This is a genomic window from Aeromonas sp. sif2433 (assembly GCF_019218705.1).
Classification (GTDB): domain Bacteria; phylum Pseudomonadota; class Gammaproteobacteria; order Enterobacterales; family Aeromonadaceae; genus Aeromonas; species Aeromonas encheleia.
In genome coordinates this window covers 189,609-204,575 of sequence record NZ_JAHUXD010000003.1, presented here as the reverse complement: position 1 = coordinate 204,575, position 14,967 = coordinate 189,609, and the positions used below count along the sequence as shown (strand labels likewise).

Below are 14,967 nucleotides of genomic sequence, written 5' to 3'. Positions count from 1 at the left end.
AGTGGAGACCTGATGAAGAATCGCCCAGCACTATACGTTTTTACCCCCCCAAAGCCAAGGTGAATGGCCCCGTCAGCGGGGCAGCAGTGCCCGGCGACCCTGTTCGATCAGGCGCAGGGAGATCTGTTTGTGCAGCCCCCGCTCCAGCACCCAGCGGTGCCAGTAGAGGCGCTCGATGAGGTGATGCTCAGGGCTGAGATCGAGCAGGCTCCCCGCCGCCAGCTGCTGGCGGATCTGCAACTCGGGGATGAGGCAATAGGCGAGCCCCTGCTCGGCCATGGCGACGAAGGCCTCCGACGAGCGCACCGTGTGGCAGGGGTAGCCGCCGGGCTCAAGCCCGAAGTGGCGGGCCATGAAGCTCACGTGCATGTCGTCGCGCTGATCGAAGGCCACCGCCGGCGCCTTGGCCAGCGCTTCCGGGGTGAGCCCCTTGGGAAAATGGCGGGCGACGAAGGCGGGGCTGGCGGTGAGCAGGTAGCGCATCTCGCCGAGCTCGTCGACGCAGCAACCGGCGAGGGGCTGGGGCTGCAGGCTGACGGCGCCGAAGGCCTGCCCCTCGCGCACCTTGTCGAGGGTGCGGCTCTCGTCATCCACCAGCAGGTTCAGCTCTATGGGATGCTGCTCCAGCAGCGGGGCCAGGGCGGGCAGCAGCCAGGTGGCCAGGCTGTCGGCATTGATGGCGATGCTGACCCGGATCGGCGCCTGTGGCGCGGCGGGGGAGAGCTCCCCGGCCAGCTCGAGTTCAAGCTGGCGTACCTGCCGGTAGTGGGCCAGCAGCTTCTGGCCGAGTGCGGTGGCCTGCAGCGGCTGGCTGCGAATGATCAGCGGCTCGGCAAACTGCTGCTCCAGCTGCTTGATGCGCTGGGAGATGGCGGACTGGGTGATGTGCAGGCGCTGGGCGGCCCGCTCGAAGTTCTGCTCCTGCATCACGGCATCCAGTGCCAACAGCAGCTTGTAATCCAGGGCTTTCATCAGCCTTCCTTATCCCGCTGAGAATCAGGAAAACAGGCTACTGAAGGGGGGCGCCGGCGACAAGAGGAACCGTCGCCGCACTCTTTCTTTCGATCGGATCGGCGGGCGCGGCCACTGTGATAAGTGACAGTAGAGACAAAGTGAGATTCATAAGATACTCACTCTGTCCGTTTTTGCATGGGGTGGAAACGGGCCATAGCGAGAGTTTTAGTCCCGGGTATCAACCCGGGACTTTTTTATGGCGATCAGGCCGCCGGGTGGGTGGCGCTCAGGAGGTGCCGACCAGCTCCTCAGACGGCTGGTACTGGCCCCGCAGGCGGCGATTGACGGCCCGGGCGAAGCGCTCGTCCAGCTGGAAGCGGATGCCCACTCCGCGCACGGCGCCCAGCTCCACCGCCTGGCGGTGGCCGAGTCGCTCTATGGGCAGGCCGAGGCGGCGGAAGATGCGCTCGACCGGCAGGCTGACCACGGCCACCAGTTCCCGGATCCCCTGTGCCCTGGCGAAGGCATAGACCTCGCGGAAGATGACGCAGGTCAGCTCGTTCACGCCGTTGTCCAGTTGCGGCGCCCGGCCGGCATCGATGGCGAGCCGGGTCAGCTCCCAGACATCGGCGCAGCGCGGGGCCAGCTCGCCGGCGAGGGCCGCGGGGAAGATGCTGGGCAACATGTAGTCCTGGGCACAGCTGAGCAAGCGAATGCAGCCGCACAGGCCCTGCTCGTCCTCAATCAGTACCCAGTGGGTATCCGGCTTGTCGAAGCTGTCCCGCTCCAGACCCCGGTGGGATTCCACATCCCAGCCGAGCCGATCGGAGAAGACGCGCTTGCGAAAGCGATAAAGTTCGTTTTCGACCTCCCATCTGGGGTGTTGTTTCAATTTTCCTTTGAAAACAAGCATTCATGTCTCTCCATTTCATGGTTAGGCGCTATAATCCAAGGCCTTGGCCAGGGGGGCTAGCCTATGACACACGACCAACTGCTTGAGTATCTCGAACATTTCACGGTGGTGACGGATGGCAACCGGCTGGCGGAACTGATCGGCCGCTTCACGCTGGGAATGGGCTACGACTACTATCGGTTTGCGCTCATCCTGCCCATGTCGATGCAGAGGCCCAAGGTGGTGCTGTTCAACCAGTGCCCCGACTCCTGGGTACAGGCCTACACGGTCAACAACATGCTGGCCTGTGACCCCATCATCCAGCTCGCCCGCAGGCAGACCCTGCCCATCTACTGGAACCGGTTGGATGAGAAGGCGCGCTTTCTGCAGGAGGGCAGCATGGACGTGATGGGGCTGGCGGCGGAGTTCGGGCTGCGCAACGGCATCTCCTTCCCGTTGCACGGGGCGGCAGGGGAGAACGGCATACTGTCGTTCATCACCGCCGAGCGCGCCTCGAGCGATCTGCTGCTGGAGTCCTCGCCCATCCTCTCCTGGATGTCCAACTACATCTTCGAGGCCGCGATCCGGATCGTGCGCAAGGGCCTGCGGGAAGGCGATCCGCAGGAGGCCCTGACTGACCGGGAGACCGAATGCCTGTTCTGGGCCAGCGAAGGGAAGACGTCGAACGAGATCGCCTGCATCCTGGGGATCACCGAACGCACGGTGAACTACCACCTCAATCAGGTGACCCGCAAGACCGGCTCCATGAACCGTTATCAGGCCATCGCCAAAGGGGTGAGCAGCGGCATCCTGATCCCAAATCTGGAGCAGGTCGTGGTCACCAATTACCCCAAGATTCTGCAGTGAGATAAGCGCCTCCCGCCCCACCCCTCGTGCCAGGGCCGGGCGGGCGACATAGCTGGTCAGTCACCCGTGATCCTCGTCCCCTGCCCCAGCCGATGCGTCGACCCTGTTGATTCTCGGTGCGGGGCGGCGGGCTCACAATTGTCAGATCCTGCAATTGACAGCCCGCTGAGAAGGGCGTTGGCGCCCGAGTTATTAGTGAATTGAATGTATCAGCAGATTAATGAATTTCTCTGATTTCCCCGCTCCCCTTATAGTGCCGTCCAGTTACCCATACGGACGCTTCATCCATGCTCGCAACCACACTGCAAGGCTTCACCCTCGGCCTCGCCATGATCATCCCCATAGGTGCCCAGAATGCCTTCGTGCTGAGCCGGGGCATCCACCGCAACCACCATCTGTTGACGGCCACGCTCTGCTGCTTCTGCGATCTCATCCTGATCGGCATAGGGGTGTTTGGCGGCGCCAACCTGCTGGCGAGCAGCCCCATCAGCCTGGCGCTGCTGACCTGGGGCGGCGTGCTGTTCCTCGGCTGGTTCGGCATTCGTTCCCTGCGCAGCGCCTGGCGCGGGCAGGGGGCGGCATTGGCGGATTCACCCCAGCTGATGGGGGTCAAGAGCGTGCTGGCCATGACGCTGGGCGTCACCCTGCTCAACCCCCATGTCTACCTGGATACCCTGATGCTGCTCGGCTCCTTCGGCAGCCAGTTCGCCGAGGAGCTGCGACCGGCCTTCGCCGCGGGCGCCATGCTGGCATCCCTGGTCTGGTTCTACGGTCTGGCATTCGGGGCGGCGGCCCTTTCCCCCTGGCTTGCCCGGGGCAGGGTGCAGCAAGCCATTGATCTTGTTGTTGGTATTATCATGCTGGGGTTGGCGGTTCAGCTGGCCAGCGGGGCCTTGCTGGCCTCATAAGGCTATTTTTGTGTCGGGCTTCATAAAAATTAATCTCGGTTCCATGCGCTGACATATTCGTCTGTTAAATTCCCGTCGCTGGTAAAGCGTTACTCATAATAAAAGGGAAAAGACAGTGAATAAAACCATGAAGCTGGGTGCCATTGCAGCCATAGTGCTGTTGACTGCCTGCAGCAATGAAAATGACAGCAAGGCGCAGCCGGGAGCCGTCTCTCTGCGCCTGATCCAGACCTCCGATATCCATTCCAATGTGCTGGGGTATGACTACTACCAGAACAAGGAAGACCGCAAGTTTGGCCTCTCCCGCACCGCCCTGTTGATCCGCGCGGCCCGCGCCGAAAACCCCAACAACCTGCTGCTCGACAACGGTGATCTGATCCAGGGTACGCCGCTGGCGGATTACATCTTCGAGCAGTCCGGCGCTGGTTACCTCGACAAGCAGGCCCACCCGGTGTTCAAGGCCATGAACGAGCTCGGTTATGACGCCGGCAACCTGGGCAACCACGAGTTCAACTACGGGCTGGAGTACCTCGGCAAGGTGCTGGCGGGCGCCAAGTTCCCCTATGTGAACGCCAACGTGTTCGAGACGGGCGCCTTCAAGCGCGATGCGAAGGGACAGATCGACTGGAGTGGCAACAAGTTCACCCCCTATCTGCTGCTGGAGCGCCAGGTGACGGATGACAAGGGCCAGTCACAGACCGTCAGAGTCGGTATCCTGGGGCTGACGCCGCCGCAGGTGCTGCAGTGGGACAAGCGCCACCTGGAAGGCAAGGTGGTGGTGGCCGACATGGTCGAGACCGCCAACCACTATGTGCCGGAACTGCGCGCCAAGGGGGCCGACATAGTGGTGGTGGTCGCCCACACCGGCATCAACGCCAACAGCTATGAGGCCATGATGGAGAACTCCGCCTGGCATCTGGCCAAGGTGAAGGGGGTCGATGCCCTGATGCTGGGCCATGCCCACAAGAACTTCCCCGGCGACTTCCCGGATCTGCCGGAGGTGGACAACCAGGCCGGCACCCTGAGCGGCATCCCGACCGTGATGCCCGGCTACTGGGGCAACCACCTCGGCATCATCGATCTCAAACTGGAGCAGGTGGACGGCAAGTGGCGGGTGAAACAGAGCCAGGCCAGCCTGCGCAAGATCGACTCCAGCGAGAACAGCGCCGTGGATCAGCGGGTGGTGGACCTGGTGCAGGCCGATCACGATGCCACCAACCAGTGGCTGGACGAACCGCTCGGCAAGATCACCTCTTCCATCCACAGCTTCTTCGCGCTGGTGCAGGACGATCCCTCGGTGCAGCTGGTGAGCGACGCCCAGCGCAAGCACGCCGAGCAGCTGCAAAAGGATGGCCTGCTCAAGCAGCCCTATCCGATCCTGTCGGTGGCGGCCCCCTTCCGCGGCGGTCGCAACGGCATCAATGACTTCACCTATGTGGCCAAGGGGGACATCTCCCTGCGCAACGTCTCCGATCTCTACATCTACCCGAACACCCTGCAGGTGGTCGAGGTGAACGGGGCCACCGTCAAGGAGTGGCTGGAGATGAGTGCCGGCCAGTTCAACCAGATCGACGCCGGCAAGACCGAGATGCAGTGGCTGGTGAACGAGAAGTTCCCCACCTACAACTTCGATGTGATCGACGGGGTGAACTACGAGGTGGATATCACCCAGCCGGCCCGCTACAGCAAGGAAGGCGCCAAGGTGAGCGAGGGTCAGCGCATCAGCGGCCTGACCTTCAACGGTCAGCCGATAGATCCGGCCCAGAAGTTCTACGTGGTGACCAACAACTACCGCGCCAGCGGTGGCGGCCACTTCCCGGGCATCGACGGCACCAATATAGTGCACGAAGATCCCTTCGAAACGCGGGAGATCATCGCCCAGTACCTGAAGACCCAGTCCGCCGACAATCCGGCAGGCTTCAGCCCGGCGGCCAACAACAACTGGCACATGAAGGCGCTGCCCGCCGGTGTCGACGTGCGGCTCTACTCCTCGCCGAGCGAGGAGGCCAAGCAGCTGGCCGGCGCGGATCTTGAGTACAAGTCCACCCTGCCAACGAGCGATGAGAAGCACCCTGGCTACGCCATCTATCGTCTGATCCGCCAATAACCCAGGCGCTGTCGCAGACCCGTAAAAAAGCCCTCGCATGCGAGGGCTTTTTCATTCGGGGCCGAAAGGCTCGTCTCAGTAGTAACCCGCGTCATTGGGGTTGGGGCGGGTCTTGAAGCGGCGGTGCAGCCACATGTACTGCTCGGGCGCACGGCGCACGGCGGTTTCAATCTCCCGGTTGGCGCGGCTGGCGTCGGCCAGATCGTCGCCGCTCGGGTAGTCGGCCAGCGGCGCCCCTATGTGCAGGGTATAACCGGTGGCGGTGCGAATGTTGTAGCAGGGCAGGGTGACCGTGTTCTTGACCCTGGCCAGGGTCGCCGTGCCGGTGATGGTGGCCGCCTGCTCCACCGCGAAGTAGGGCACGAACACGCTGGCATGGGCGCCGTAGTCGTGATCCGGCGCGTACCAGAGCGCATCGCCGTTGCGCAGCGCCTTGATCATCCCCTTCACGTCCATGCGATCCACCAGGTACTTGTTGGAGGCGCAGCGACCGTGGTACTGGGCGTACTCCAGCACCGGATTGGTGTTGGGGCGATAGACGCCGACCCCGGGCCGCACCAGGCCGAAGCAGCGGGCGTTGAGCTCCAGCGTCAGGAAGTGGCAGGAGAGCAGCAGCATGCCCTGACCCTGCTCCACGGCCCGGGTGACGTGCTCTTCCCCTTCCACCTTCATCAGCCGGCGCATCCGCCAATCCGGCCAGAACCAGGCCATGCCGACCTCGAAGATGGCGCAGCCCACGCTCTCGAAGTTCTGCACCAGCAAGGCTTCGCGCTGATCGCGGCTGAGCTCGGGCATGGCCAGCTCCAGATTGCGGCGGGCTATCTTGACGCGGGACTTCAGCAGCTTGCGGGCCAGGGTGCCGAGCTGGCGCCCCAGCCACATCTGGCTACGCCAGGGCAGCAGCACCAGCAGCCAGAGCAGGCCAAGGCCTGCCCAGCTACCCCAGTAGCGGGGATGGAACAGATGGGGTTCGAGGCGGGGAGCGCGTTCTTGGGCCATGAAGAGTCTCTTGTTCTCAATCGCAAATAATCCGGGGAGCCCAGTCGCACAGGGGCGGCGCTCGATGCAGGCGCCTATCCTGGTCGGCTGACTTGACTCACAATCCGAGGATTCTATCCGAAAAGGGGGGGCGGGTGCGAATGGCCATCGTCTGGTCAGAGGGGAGAGGGGCGGAGTGACAGGCGGGCAATTGTCGGTGGGGCCGCGCTTTTTTCACTCGGGAGAAAAGAGTGTGATAAAATCTGGGGCTGAATTTTTCAGGTTTTGAGAGTCGATACAGATGAAGATCACCCTGCCCGAGTTTGAGAAAGCCCGCGTTCTGGTCGTTGGCGATGTCATGTTGGACCGCTACTGGCATGGCCCCACCGGCCGTATCTCCCCCGAGGCCCCCGTGCCCGTGGTCAAGGTCGAACACATCGAGGAGCGTCCGGGTGGTGCCGCCAACGTGGCCCTGAACTCGGCCGCGCTCGGTGCCCATGCCGTCCTGCTGGGTCTGACCGGACAGGATGAGGCCGCCGATGCCCTGGCCGGCCAGATGGCGGGGGTCAAGGTCGCCTGTGATTTCGTTCGACTGGCCGACTATCCGACCATCACCAAGCTGCGGGTGCTGTCTCGCAACCAGCAACTGCTGCGTCTCGACTTCGAAGAGGCCTTCCACGACGTCGACGCCAGCCTGCTGATGAGCAAGGTGGAAGAGGCGCTGCCCCGGGCCGATGTGATGATCCTCTCCGACTACGGCAAGGGTGCCCTGAACGATGTGCCGGGCATGATCAAGCGCGCCCGCGCCGCCGGCATCCCGGTGCTGGTGGACCCCAAGGGGACCGAGTTCGAGAAGTACCGTGGCGCCACCCTGTTGACCCCCAACATGTCCGAGTTCGAGGCCGTGGTAGGCAAGGTGAAGAGCGAGGACGAGCTGGTCGCCAAGGGGCTGGAGCTGGTCAAGCGCTTCGAACTGGACGCCCTGCTGGTGACCCGTTCCGAGAATGGCATGACCCTGATCCGCGAGGGGCAGCCCGAGCTGCACCTGCCCGCTCAGGCCCACGAGGTCTATGACGTGACAGGTGCCGGCGATACCGTCATCTCCACCCTGGCCACCTCCCTGGCCGCCGGCATGAGTCTGGACGAGGCCTGCGCCCTGGCCAACACCGCCGCCGGCATCGTAGTGGGCAAGCTGGGTACCTCTACCGTCAGCCCGGTGGAGCTCGCCAATGCGCTCTACACCGAGCAGGAGACCGGCTTTGGCGTCATGTCCGAGGCGCAGCTCAAGATTGCCGTCCAGGCCGCCCGCCTGCGGGGCGAGAAGGTGGTGATGACCAATGGCTGCTTCGACATACTGCACGCCGGTCACGTCTCCTACCTCGCCAACGCCGGCAAGCTGGGGGATCGGCTGATCGTCGCGGTCAACACCGACGACTCGGTGCGCCGTCTGAAGGGGCCGGGCCGCCCGGTCAACCCGACCGAGCGCCGCATGACGGTGCTGGCGGCGCTGGGCGCCGTGGATTGGGTGGTGCCGTTCGCCGAAGACACGCCGCAACGGCTGATCGCCGAGATCCTGCCAGATCTGCTGGTCAAGGGTGGCGACTACAAGCCCGAAGAGATCGCCGGTTACGCCGAGGTCACCGCCAACGGCGGCGAGGTGCGAGTGCTGAACTTCGAGGATGGCTGCTCCACCAGCGACATCATCAAGACCATCCGCGAGCGCGGTTGAGTCGGCGCCCGGCCTCGGCCGGGTTGTTCACGGCGGTTATCGCCGCGCATCATCGGATAACAAAAAGGCGACCCTAGGGTCGCCTTTTGCATGCCTGGAGTCAGGCTCAGGACTTGGTCGTCACCTGGGCGGCTGGCATCAGCCCCTGGTTCACGTCTTCCAGATCCTTCTGCTCCAGCGTGCCGGCGGCCTGCTTGAGAGAGAGGATGCTGAGGATGTAGTTGTAGCGGGCCTCGGACAGTTTCTGCTTGGCCTGGTACAGCTTGCGGGTGGAGTCCAGCACGTCGACTATGGTACGGGTCCCCACTTCATAACCGGCCTCGGTCGCCTTCAGGGCGCTGTCGGCGGAGATGACGGACTGGCTGTAGGCGCGCACCGAGCCGATGCTGGCGTTCACGTTGTTGTAAGAAGAACGGACCGTGCTCTGCACCGAGCGGAAGCTGCGCTCCAGCTGCTCGCTGGCGGCCACGTAGTTGAACTGCGCCTGCTTGACCAGGGAGGTGGTGGCTCCACCGGTGTAGAGCGGCAGCTTGAAGTTCAGGCCGACGTTGGCCTCGTTGCTGCTGCTCTCGGGGTTGCGGATCTCGTCCTTGTAGTCGTTGTAACCGGCGGTGAGGCCGGCACCGAGATCCAGGGTCGGCTCATGACCCGTCTTGGCCAAGTCGATCTGTTCCTTGGCGATGTCCTTGCCGATGCGGGCGCTGTGCAGCTCCAGGTTCTTGTCCAGTGCCAGCTCCAGCCACTTGTCGGAGTTGAACGGGGTCTTCTGCGGGGTGAAGCGGGCGGTGTTGAGCACGTCCAGCTGGCGGTGATCGATGCCGGTCAGCTCACGCAGGCTCTCGTAGCTGTTGTCCAGGGTGTTCTCGGCATTGATCTCGTCTGCCAGCGCCTGGTCACGTTCGGCCTCGGCTTCGTGCACGTCGGTGATGGCGGTCAGGCCCACTTCGAATCGCTGCTGGGTCTGTTCCAGCTGACGCTCGACCGCGACCTTGTTGGCACGCACGAATTCCAGGGTATCCATCGCCTTGAGCACGTCGAAATAGGCCTGGGCGGTACGCAGCATCAGGTTCTGGATCTCGAGGTTGTAGCCCACGTCGGATTGGGTGGCGCTCTTCTCGGTCAGGTCCAGATTGACCCAGTTGCTGCGGCGATAGACGGACTGATCCAGGGTCACAGTACCTGAGGCGTTACTGTTGGTCATGGTATCGTCTTTGTTCTGCAGATAGTTCAGACCGGCGCCCAGGTTGATCTGCGGCAGCAAGGCGGCGCGTGATTCGTTGATCTTCTCGAAGGCTTGATCCCGTCTCGCCTTGGACTCCAGCAGTTGGGTATCTTTGATCTGAGCCTGTTGGTAGATCTGGAGCAGGTTTTCGGCATGAGCAGCGGTGCTCACGCCCAGCATCACCATGACTGACAAGAGTGTTCTTTTCATATGATAGTTTTAACCTTATATATCAACCCAAAGCTGTCCGCTGGATGGAGAGGGGGGATTGTCATCGAGCAAGCTTGATTTCAGCTTAACCACTCTACTATAAGCAGAATTTAATGCGAACTGTCTCTTTTCCAGCGACAGGAACGTCAAGAGTCAGGGCGAGTTTTTCTCGGCTACGCGCCTAGCCAAATAGCCTGTGGCTGCTAAAATCCATCCCTCATCGTCAGCGAGAACGAGTGAATGAACGTTCATTCATGTTCCCGAATATTATGGTCAAACCTAGCCAAGTCAAGCTGGCAGGAGTGTCGTATGTCACAGCAAGCCTTGCCACAAACCAGTCACTACTCCGGTAGCGATGTGAAAATCATCGAAAAATCATCTGGATACAATGGTTTCTTCAAAGTAAACGTCTACCGTCTGCAGCACAGGTTATTTGAGGGCGGCTGGAATGAGCCCATAGTGCGCGAGCTGTTCGAGCGCGGTCATGCGGCCGCGCTGCTGCCTTATGACCCCGTGCTGGACCAGATAGTGCTGGTGGAGCAGTTCAGGATCGGCGCCATGGAGACCAGCCCCACCCCCTGGTTGCTGGAGCTGGTGGCCGGCATCATAGATGAAGGGGAGACCGCCGAGGTCGTGGTGCGCCGGGAGGCGGTGGAAGAGGCGGGGCTCGAGGTGGGGCGCTGCGAACATGCCATCAGCTATATGGTGAGCCCGGGCGGCAGCACCGAGCGGATCGAAGTCTTTGTCGGCGAGGTTGATGCCAGCAAGGCCGGGGGGATCCACGGTCTGGCGGAAGAGGGTGAGGACATCCGGGTGCACGTGGTGAGCCGCGAGCAGGCCTATGCCTGGCTGAAAGAGGGTCGCATCGACAACGCCGCCTCCGTCATCGCCTTGCAGTGGCTGGCGCTCAATCACGCGGATCTGCGGGCCCGCTGGCTGGCGGGGCGCTGAGGTGGCGCTGACCCTGCAACAGAGCCGGCGCTATGTGCCGGATCTGATGTCCCTGCAGCGCACCTGCGAGGTCAATTACATGGCCTTGATGAAGCTGCTGCCTCCTGGCGGTATGGGAGCCGAGCGCCGCTATCAGGTCGGCAACGGCTTGCAGTTCCAGCTCACCGTCAGCGGGGAGAGCCGCTTCACCAGCCAGGTGATCCTGGCCCAGCACAATCCCGAATTGGCGAGCTACTTGCAGGCTCGTATAGAGATTCGTTTGTATCATGATGTGCGGATGGCGGAAGTGTGTGCCGCGCAACAGATTTCGATGTTGCAACCACGTTATGATTATCCCAATAAAAAAATGCACCACAGGGATGAAAAAGAGCAGGTAAATCTGTTCCTGGCCGACTGGCTAAAATTTTGTCTCAAGCATGGCACCAGCCTGATAAACATCCTCTAGTTGAACTCATATAAAGAAGCGTGATTTTGGAAACAGAGCTACCCCAGGCGCCGGACGGAAGCGTGCGTCTGTTACAGATTACCGACACCCATCTCTTCGCCAGCGCCGAGGGACGACTGCTGGCCGTGCGTACCGCTGAGAGCCTGGCTGCCGTGCTGGCGCGGGTGCAGGACAACGCCCATCCGTTCGATCTGATCCTGGCCACCGGCGATCTGTCTCAGGATCACAGCCCGGAATCCTATCTGCGCTTCGCCACCATGATGGCCCCGCTGGCGCGCCCCATCTACTGGCTGCCCGGCAACCATGATGACGGCCCCCTGATGACCGAGTACCTGCATGCGGCCGGGATCAGCGAGGCCAAGCAGCTGGTGGGGGATCACTGGCAGGTGATCCTGCTGGATACCCAGGTGCGCGGCAAACCCCACGGCGTGCTCGGCGATCACCAGCTGGCGACGCTGGATCAGGCCCTGCGTCAGCACCCGGATCGTCACGCCCTCATCGCCCTGCACCATCAGGCCGTGCCGGTCGGTTGCGCCTGGCTGGATCAGCACAATCTCAAGAATGCCGATGACCTGTTCGCGGTGCTGGCCCGTCATCCGCAGCAGAAGACCATCTTGTTTGGCCATGTGCATCAGGAGTTTGACGAGGTGCATCAGGGGGTTAGGCTCATCGCCAGCCCCTCCACCTGCATCCAGTTCAAGCCGCTGTCCGATGGCTTCGCGCTGGACGAGTCCGGCCCTGGCTGGCGCTATCTCACCCTGCATCCGGATGGCCGGATCGCCAGCCAGGTGTGGCGCCTGCCGGTGGGGCAGTTCGTGCCCGATCCCCATGCCACCGGTTATTGAGGAGGCCTGCATGAAGCCCGTCCTCTTGTATCTGCACGGTTTCAATTCATCGCCCGGTTCGGCCAAGGCGCAGCAGATGGCGGCCTGGGTCGCCCGGCACAGGCCCGATATCGAGCTGCTGATCCCGGCCCAGCCCAACACCCCGGCGGCGGCCTGGGCGGCCATAGAGCAGACCATAGAGGAGGCCACCGCCCGTCATGGCCAGAGGCTGCGACTCGGCGCCGTGGGCAGCTCCCTCGGCGGCTTTATGGCGACCAGAGTCAGTGAGTTGTATGGCTGCCGCGCCGCCCTGATCAACCCGGCGGTGCGCCCCCACGAGCTGCTCTGCGACTACCTCGGTCCCCAGACCAATCCCTATACCGATGAGCGCTATGAGCTGCTGCCGCGGCACATGGATGAGCTGCAGGGACTGGCGGTGCCGGTGACGGCCCCCGGGCGGCTCTGGGTCCTGCAACAGCAGGAGGACGAGGTGCTCGACTACCGCAAGACGCTGGCCGAGTATCGCTTCGCCCGCCTGTCGCTGGAGTGCGGTGGCAATCACGCCTTCATGGGGTTCGAGCGCTACCCGGCCCAGATAGTCCGCTTCCTCGGGCTCTAGCCATGCAACCGCCGTTGGCCGCCTTTCTGGAACAGGTGCTGGCCACGGCGCAAGCGGGCCTCACCTACTCCAAAGATCCCTTCGATATCGGCCGTTTCGAGGCATTGAGAGCGGCCACGGTCGCCCTGATGGTCAGCCAGAGCGAGCTGGATCCGGCGGCCATCGCCGACTGGATCGCCCTCGACAGCGGTTACCCCACCCCCAAGCTGGATGTGCGGGCGCTGATCCTCGATGAGCAGGGGCGGTTGCTGCTGGTGCAGGAGCGCAGCGATGGCTGCTGGACCCTGCCGGGGGGCTGGTGCGACATCGGCGACTCGCCGGCGGGGGCCGTGGTGCGGGAAGTGGTCGAGGAGACCGGACTCGAGTGCCGGGCCGTTCGGCTGCTGGCGCTGTTCGACAAGCTCAGGCACCCCCATCCGCCACAGCTGCCCCATGCCCACAAGGCGTTCTTCCTGTGCGAGGTGACGGGAGGGCAACTGCTCACCGAGACCGACGAGACCCAGGGCGCGGCCTACTTCCCCATCGACCAGCTGCCCCCGCTCTCCCGCCACCGGGTGGTGGCATCCCAGCTGCGCACCCTGCATGCCCATGTGCGGCAAGGGCGACAAGATACCCTGTTCGATTGAGACAAGCGGGCCAAGGCCCGGCGGCAAGGAGGCCATATGATCAAGCGCATCGGCAATACCCCCATTCAGGCGCAACACAGGGCCAGCTGTCATTGCGGGGCCGTGGTGCTGGAGCTCAGCCTGCCGGATGGGGTGGTGGATCCGCGCCGCTGCGACTGCTCCCTCTGCCGGCGGCGCGGTGCCATCGTCGCCTCTGTGCCGCTGGCGGGCATCCGCATCCTGCAAGGGGAGGCGGCGCTGCGCTGCTACCAGTTCAACACTCGTACCGCCCGCCATTACTTCTGCGGCCTCTGTGGCATCTACACCCACCATCAGCGCCGCTCCAATCCGGCCGAGTATGGTTACAACCTCGCCTGCCTCGAGGGGGTCAATCCGTTCGAGATCGGTGAGGTGCCGCTGCGGGATGGCATCAACCATCCGGCCGATCGGTGACCTTGGGGCGTCATCTGCTTCTGTAGCCGCCGAAATGGCTGTGTTAACCTTGGCCTGCCTGCCCTCGAGCGGGCCATCGCCGATTTCCTCTGTCCTCCTCTCGCCAATAGGGAGCACGCCTGTGACGACCGCTTCAGCGCTGCCGGATCTGATCCTGGGGGCCTCGCTCTACTTTCCGCCCCTGTTCAAGGCGGTGCTGCTCGGCCTGCTGGGCTGGCTGCCTGCCCATCATCTGCTGCGCGACTGGCTCTACAGCGGGGATGTCTGGCACCCCCTGTTGATGGATCTCTCCCTGTTCGTCCTCGCCGTCAGTGGCGCCTTATGGATATTGCTACATGGCTAAATCACCGCTCGCGACCCTCAAATACTTCTCCACCCTGCTGGTGTGCGCCCTGGCGCTGGCGGCGGGCTGGTGGCTGTGGAACTACTACATGCAGGGCCCCTGGACCCGGGATGGCAAGGTGCGGGCCGAGCTGGTCAGCATCACGCCTGAGGTGTCGGGCAAGATCACCCGGATCTGGGTGCAGGACAACCAGCTGGTCAAGATGGGTGACGTTCTGTTCAGCCTGGATCCCGAGCCCTACCGGATCGCGCTCGACAACGCCAATGCGGCCCTGGCCAAGGCCAAGTCGGATCTCGACAAGGCCGAGCACGAGGCCCATCGCCGGCAGAGCCTGGCCCGCACCGTCATCTCCGCCGAGGCGGTCGACGAGTCCAGCCTCAACGCCCAGGCGATGCGGGCCGCCTATCAGGTGGCCCAGGCCGATCTGGAGCAGGCCAGGTGGTCGCTCGCCAAGACCGAGCTGCACGCCTCCAGCGACGGCTACATCACCAACCTGCAGACCCGGGTCGGCAACTATGCCAGCGCCGGGGTACCGCTGGTGGCCCTGGTGGACATCCACTCCTTCTACGTGCAGGGCTATTTCGAGGAGACCAAGCTCAGGCACATCCGGCCGGGCCAACCGGCGCAGATGGTGCTCTACAGCGGGGAGCAAGCACTCAAGGGGGAGGTGGAGAGCATAGGGCGCGCCATCCACGATCAGAGCGTGGAGGGGAGTGACGGCCTGCTGCTTGACGTCAAGCCGAACGTGCCCTGGGTGCGGCTGGCGCAGCGGGTGCCGGTGCGGATCCGCCTGCTGGAGGTGCCGCCCGAGCTGGCGCTGATCGCGGGCACCACCTGCACCATCACCATAGGCGACTAGG

The 14,967-nt window shown here is 63.3% G+C and carries 16 protein-coding genes; 12 read left to right on the top strand and 4 right to left on the bottom strand.

Annotation, left to right across the window (positions count from 1 at the left end; genetic code table 11):
- Window positions 1-72: 72 nt before the first annotated feature.
- Together KW825_RS06375 and KW825_RS06370 are read right to left on the bottom strand one after the other, a co-directional pair.
- Window positions 73-972 carry a LysR family transcriptional regulator ArgP gene (locus KW825_RS06375; protein WP_218328660.1) on the bottom strand — a complete coding sequence of 300 codons (900 nt, stop codon included), beginning with the start codon at window positions 970-972 and terminating at the stop codon, window positions 73-75.
- A 268-nt stretch (window positions 973-1,240) separates the two neighbouring features.
- Window positions 1,241-1,867 carry an acyl-homoserine-lactone synthase gene (locus tag KW825_RS06370; protein ID WP_218328659.1) on the bottom strand — a complete coding sequence of 209 codons (627 nt, stop codon included), beginning with the start codon at window positions 1,865-1,867 and terminating at the stop codon, window positions 1,241-1,243.
- Between the two features lie 63 nt (window positions 1,868-1,930).
- Here KW825_RS06370 and KW825_RS06365 point away from each other — a divergent pair, with 63 nt between their 5' ends.
- The 3 genes from KW825_RS06365 to KW825_RS06355 all read left to right on the top strand — a co-directional run bounded on the left by KW825_RS06365 (window position 1,931) and on the right by KW825_RS06355 (window position 5,728).
- Window positions 1,931-2,713 (top strand): LuxR family transcriptional regulator, encoded by a 783-nt coding sequence (locus KW825_RS06365; protein WP_042651995.1) that lies wholly within the window; start codon window positions 1,931-1,933, stop codon window positions 2,711-2,713.
- Window positions 2,714-3,000: 287 nt separating this feature from the next.
- On the top strand, window positions 3,001-3,621 hold the full coding sequence (gene lysE, locus KW825_RS06360; protein WP_218328658.1) for an L-lysine exporter: 621 nt from the start codon (window positions 3,001-3,003) through the stop codon (window positions 3,619-3,621).
- A gap of 127 nt (window positions 3,622-3,748) precedes the next feature.
- Window positions 3,749-5,728, top strand: coding sequence for a bifunctional 2',3'-cyclic-nucleotide 2'-phosphodiesterase/3'-nucleotidase (locus tag KW825_RS06355; RefSeq protein ID WP_218328777.1), 1,980 nt, complete (start codon window positions 3,749-3,751; stop codon window positions 5,726-5,728).
- Window positions 5,729-5,803: 75 nt separating this feature from the next.
- Here KW825_RS06355 and lpxL read toward each other — a convergent pair whose 3' ends face one another.
- Window positions 5,804-6,727: an LpxL/LpxP family Kdo(2)-lipid IV(A) lauroyl/palmitoleoyl acyltransferase gene (gene lpxL / locus KW825_RS06350; RefSeq protein WP_218291088.1), complete on the bottom strand. Its 924-nt coding sequence runs from the start codon at window positions 6,725-6,727 to the stop codon at window positions 5,804-5,806.
- 280 nt (window positions 6,728-7,007) lie between these two features.
- Here lpxL and hldE point away from each other — a divergent pair, with 280 nt between their 5' ends.
- On the top strand, window positions 7,008-8,435 hold the full coding sequence (gene hldE, locus KW825_RS06345) for a bifunctional D-glycero-beta-D-manno-heptose-7-phosphate kinase/D-glycero-beta-D-manno-heptose 1-phosphate adenylyltransferase HldE (RefSeq protein ID WP_042651999.1): 1,428 nt from the start codon (window positions 7,008-7,010) through the stop codon (window positions 8,433-8,435).
- Between the two features lie 106 nt (window positions 8,436-8,541).
- Here hldE and tolC read toward each other — a convergent pair whose 3' ends face one another.
- A complete protein-coding gene (tolC, locus tag KW825_RS06340; protein ID WP_042652000.1) occupies window positions 8,542-9,867 on the bottom strand; it encodes an outer membrane channel protein TolC in 1,326 nt (441 codons plus the stop codon).
- 309 nt (window positions 9,868-10,176) lie between these two features.
- Between tolC and nudF the strand changes: the two genes are divergently transcribed.
- The 8 genes from nudF (at window position 10,177) to KW825_RS06300 (ending at window position 14,966) form a co-directional block, all read left to right on the top strand.
- On the top strand, window positions 10,177-10,818 hold the full coding sequence (gene nudF / locus KW825_RS06335; protein WP_218291089.1) for an ADP-ribose diphosphatase: 642 nt from the start codon (window positions 10,177-10,179) through the stop codon (window positions 10,816-10,818).
- A 46-nt stretch (window positions 10,819-10,864) separates the two neighbouring features.
- Window positions 10,865-11,263 (top strand): DUF1249 domain-containing protein, encoded by a 399-nt coding sequence (locus KW825_RS06330; protein ID WP_256351942.1) that lies wholly within the window; start codon window positions 10,865-10,867, stop codon window positions 11,261-11,263.
- A 26-nt stretch (window positions 11,264-11,289) separates the two neighbouring features.
- Window positions 11,290-12,108 (top strand): 3',5'-cyclic-AMP phosphodiesterase, encoded by an 819-nt coding sequence (gene cpdA / locus KW825_RS06325; protein ID WP_218328657.1) that lies wholly within the window; start codon window positions 11,290-11,292, stop codon window positions 12,106-12,108.
- A 10-nt stretch (window positions 12,109-12,118) separates the two neighbouring features.
- Complete coding sequence (locus tag KW825_RS06320; RefSeq protein WP_218328656.1) at window positions 12,119-12,706, top strand: YqiA/YcfP family alpha/beta fold hydrolase; 588 nt, start codon at window positions 12,119-12,121, stop codon at window positions 12,704-12,706.
- Between the two features lie 2 nt (window positions 12,707-12,708).
- Entirely contained in the window at window positions 12,709-13,332 is a 624-nt protein-coding gene (locus KW825_RS06315; RefSeq protein ID WP_218328655.1) for an NUDIX hydrolase, read from the top strand.
- A 36-nt stretch (window positions 13,333-13,368) separates the two neighbouring features.
- Window positions 13,369-13,764, top strand: coding sequence for a GFA family protein (locus KW825_RS06310; protein ID WP_218328654.1), 396 nt, complete (start codon window positions 13,369-13,371; stop codon window positions 13,762-13,764).
- 121 nt (window positions 13,765-13,885) lie between these two features.
- Window positions 13,886-14,107: a DUF1656 domain-containing protein gene (locus tag KW825_RS06305; protein ID WP_084228248.1), complete on the top strand. Its 222-nt coding sequence runs from the start codon at window positions 13,886-13,888 to the stop codon at window positions 14,105-14,107.
- The gene (locus KW825_RS06300) at window positions 14,100-14,966 is read left to right on the top strand and encodes an HlyD family secretion protein (RefSeq protein ID WP_218328653.1); all 867 of its coding nucleotides are present in this window, start codon (window positions 14,100-14,102) and stop codon (window positions 14,964-14,966) included. The genes KW825_RS06305 and KW825_RS06300 overlap by 8 nt, the downstream gene beginning before the upstream one ends.
- Window position 14,967: the final 1 nt, after the last annotated feature.

What these genes read in the sequence shown, in the direction of transcription:
- KW825_RS06375 (WP_218328660.1), bottom strand. Translation starts at nt 972, where the DNA reads ATGAAAGCCCTGGATTACAAGCTGCTGTTGGCACTGGATGCCGTGATG.
- KW825_RS06370 (WP_218328659.1), bottom strand. Translation starts at nt 1,867, where the DNA reads ATGCTTGTTTTCAAAGGAAAATTGAAACAACACCCCAGATGGGAGGTC.
- KW825_RS06365 (WP_042651995.1), top strand. Translation starts at nt 1,931, where the DNA reads ATGACACACGACCAACTGCTTGAGTATCTCGAACATTTCACGGTGGTG.
- lysE (WP_218328658.1), top strand. Translation starts at nt 3,001, where the DNA reads ATGCTCGCAACCACACTGCAAGGCTTCACCCTCGGCCTCGCCATGATC.
- KW825_RS06355 (WP_218328777.1), top strand. Translation starts at nt 3,749, where the DNA reads ATGAAGCTGGGTGCCATTGCAGCCATAGTGCTGTTGACTGCCTGCAGC.
- lpxL (WP_218291088.1), bottom strand. Translation starts at nt 6,727, where the DNA reads ATGGCCCAAGAACGCGCTCCCCGCCTCGAACCCCATCTGTTCCATCCC.
- hldE (WP_042651999.1), top strand. Translation starts at nt 7,008, where the DNA reads ATGAAGATCACCCTGCCCGAGTTTGAGAAAGCCCGCGTTCTGGTCGTT.
- tolC (WP_042652000.1), bottom strand. Translation starts at nt 9,867, where the DNA reads ATGAAAAGAACACTCTTGTCAGTCATGGTGATGCTGGGCGTGAGCACC.
- nudF (WP_218291089.1), top strand. Translation starts at nt 10,177, where the DNA reads ATGTCACAGCAAGCCTTGCCACAAACCAGTCACTACTCCGGTAGCGAT.
- KW825_RS06330 (WP_256351942.1), top strand. Translation starts at nt 10,865, where the DNA reads ATGTCCCTGCAGCGCACCTGCGAGGTCAATTACATGGCCTTGATGAAG.
- KW825_RS06320 (WP_218328656.1), top strand. Translation starts at nt 12,119, where the DNA reads ATGAAGCCCGTCCTCTTGTATCTGCACGGTTTCAATTCATCGCCCGGT.
- KW825_RS06315 (WP_218328655.1), top strand. Translation starts at nt 12,709, where the DNA reads ATGCAACCGCCGTTGGCCGCCTTTCTGGAACAGGTGCTGGCCACGGCG.
- KW825_RS06310 (WP_218328654.1), top strand. Translation starts at nt 13,369, where the DNA reads ATGATCAAGCGCATCGGCAATACCCCCATTCAGGCGCAACACAGGGCC.
- KW825_RS06300 (WP_218328653.1), top strand. Translation starts at nt 14,100, where the DNA reads ATGGCTAAATCACCGCTCGCGACCCTCAAATACTTCTCCACCCTGCTG.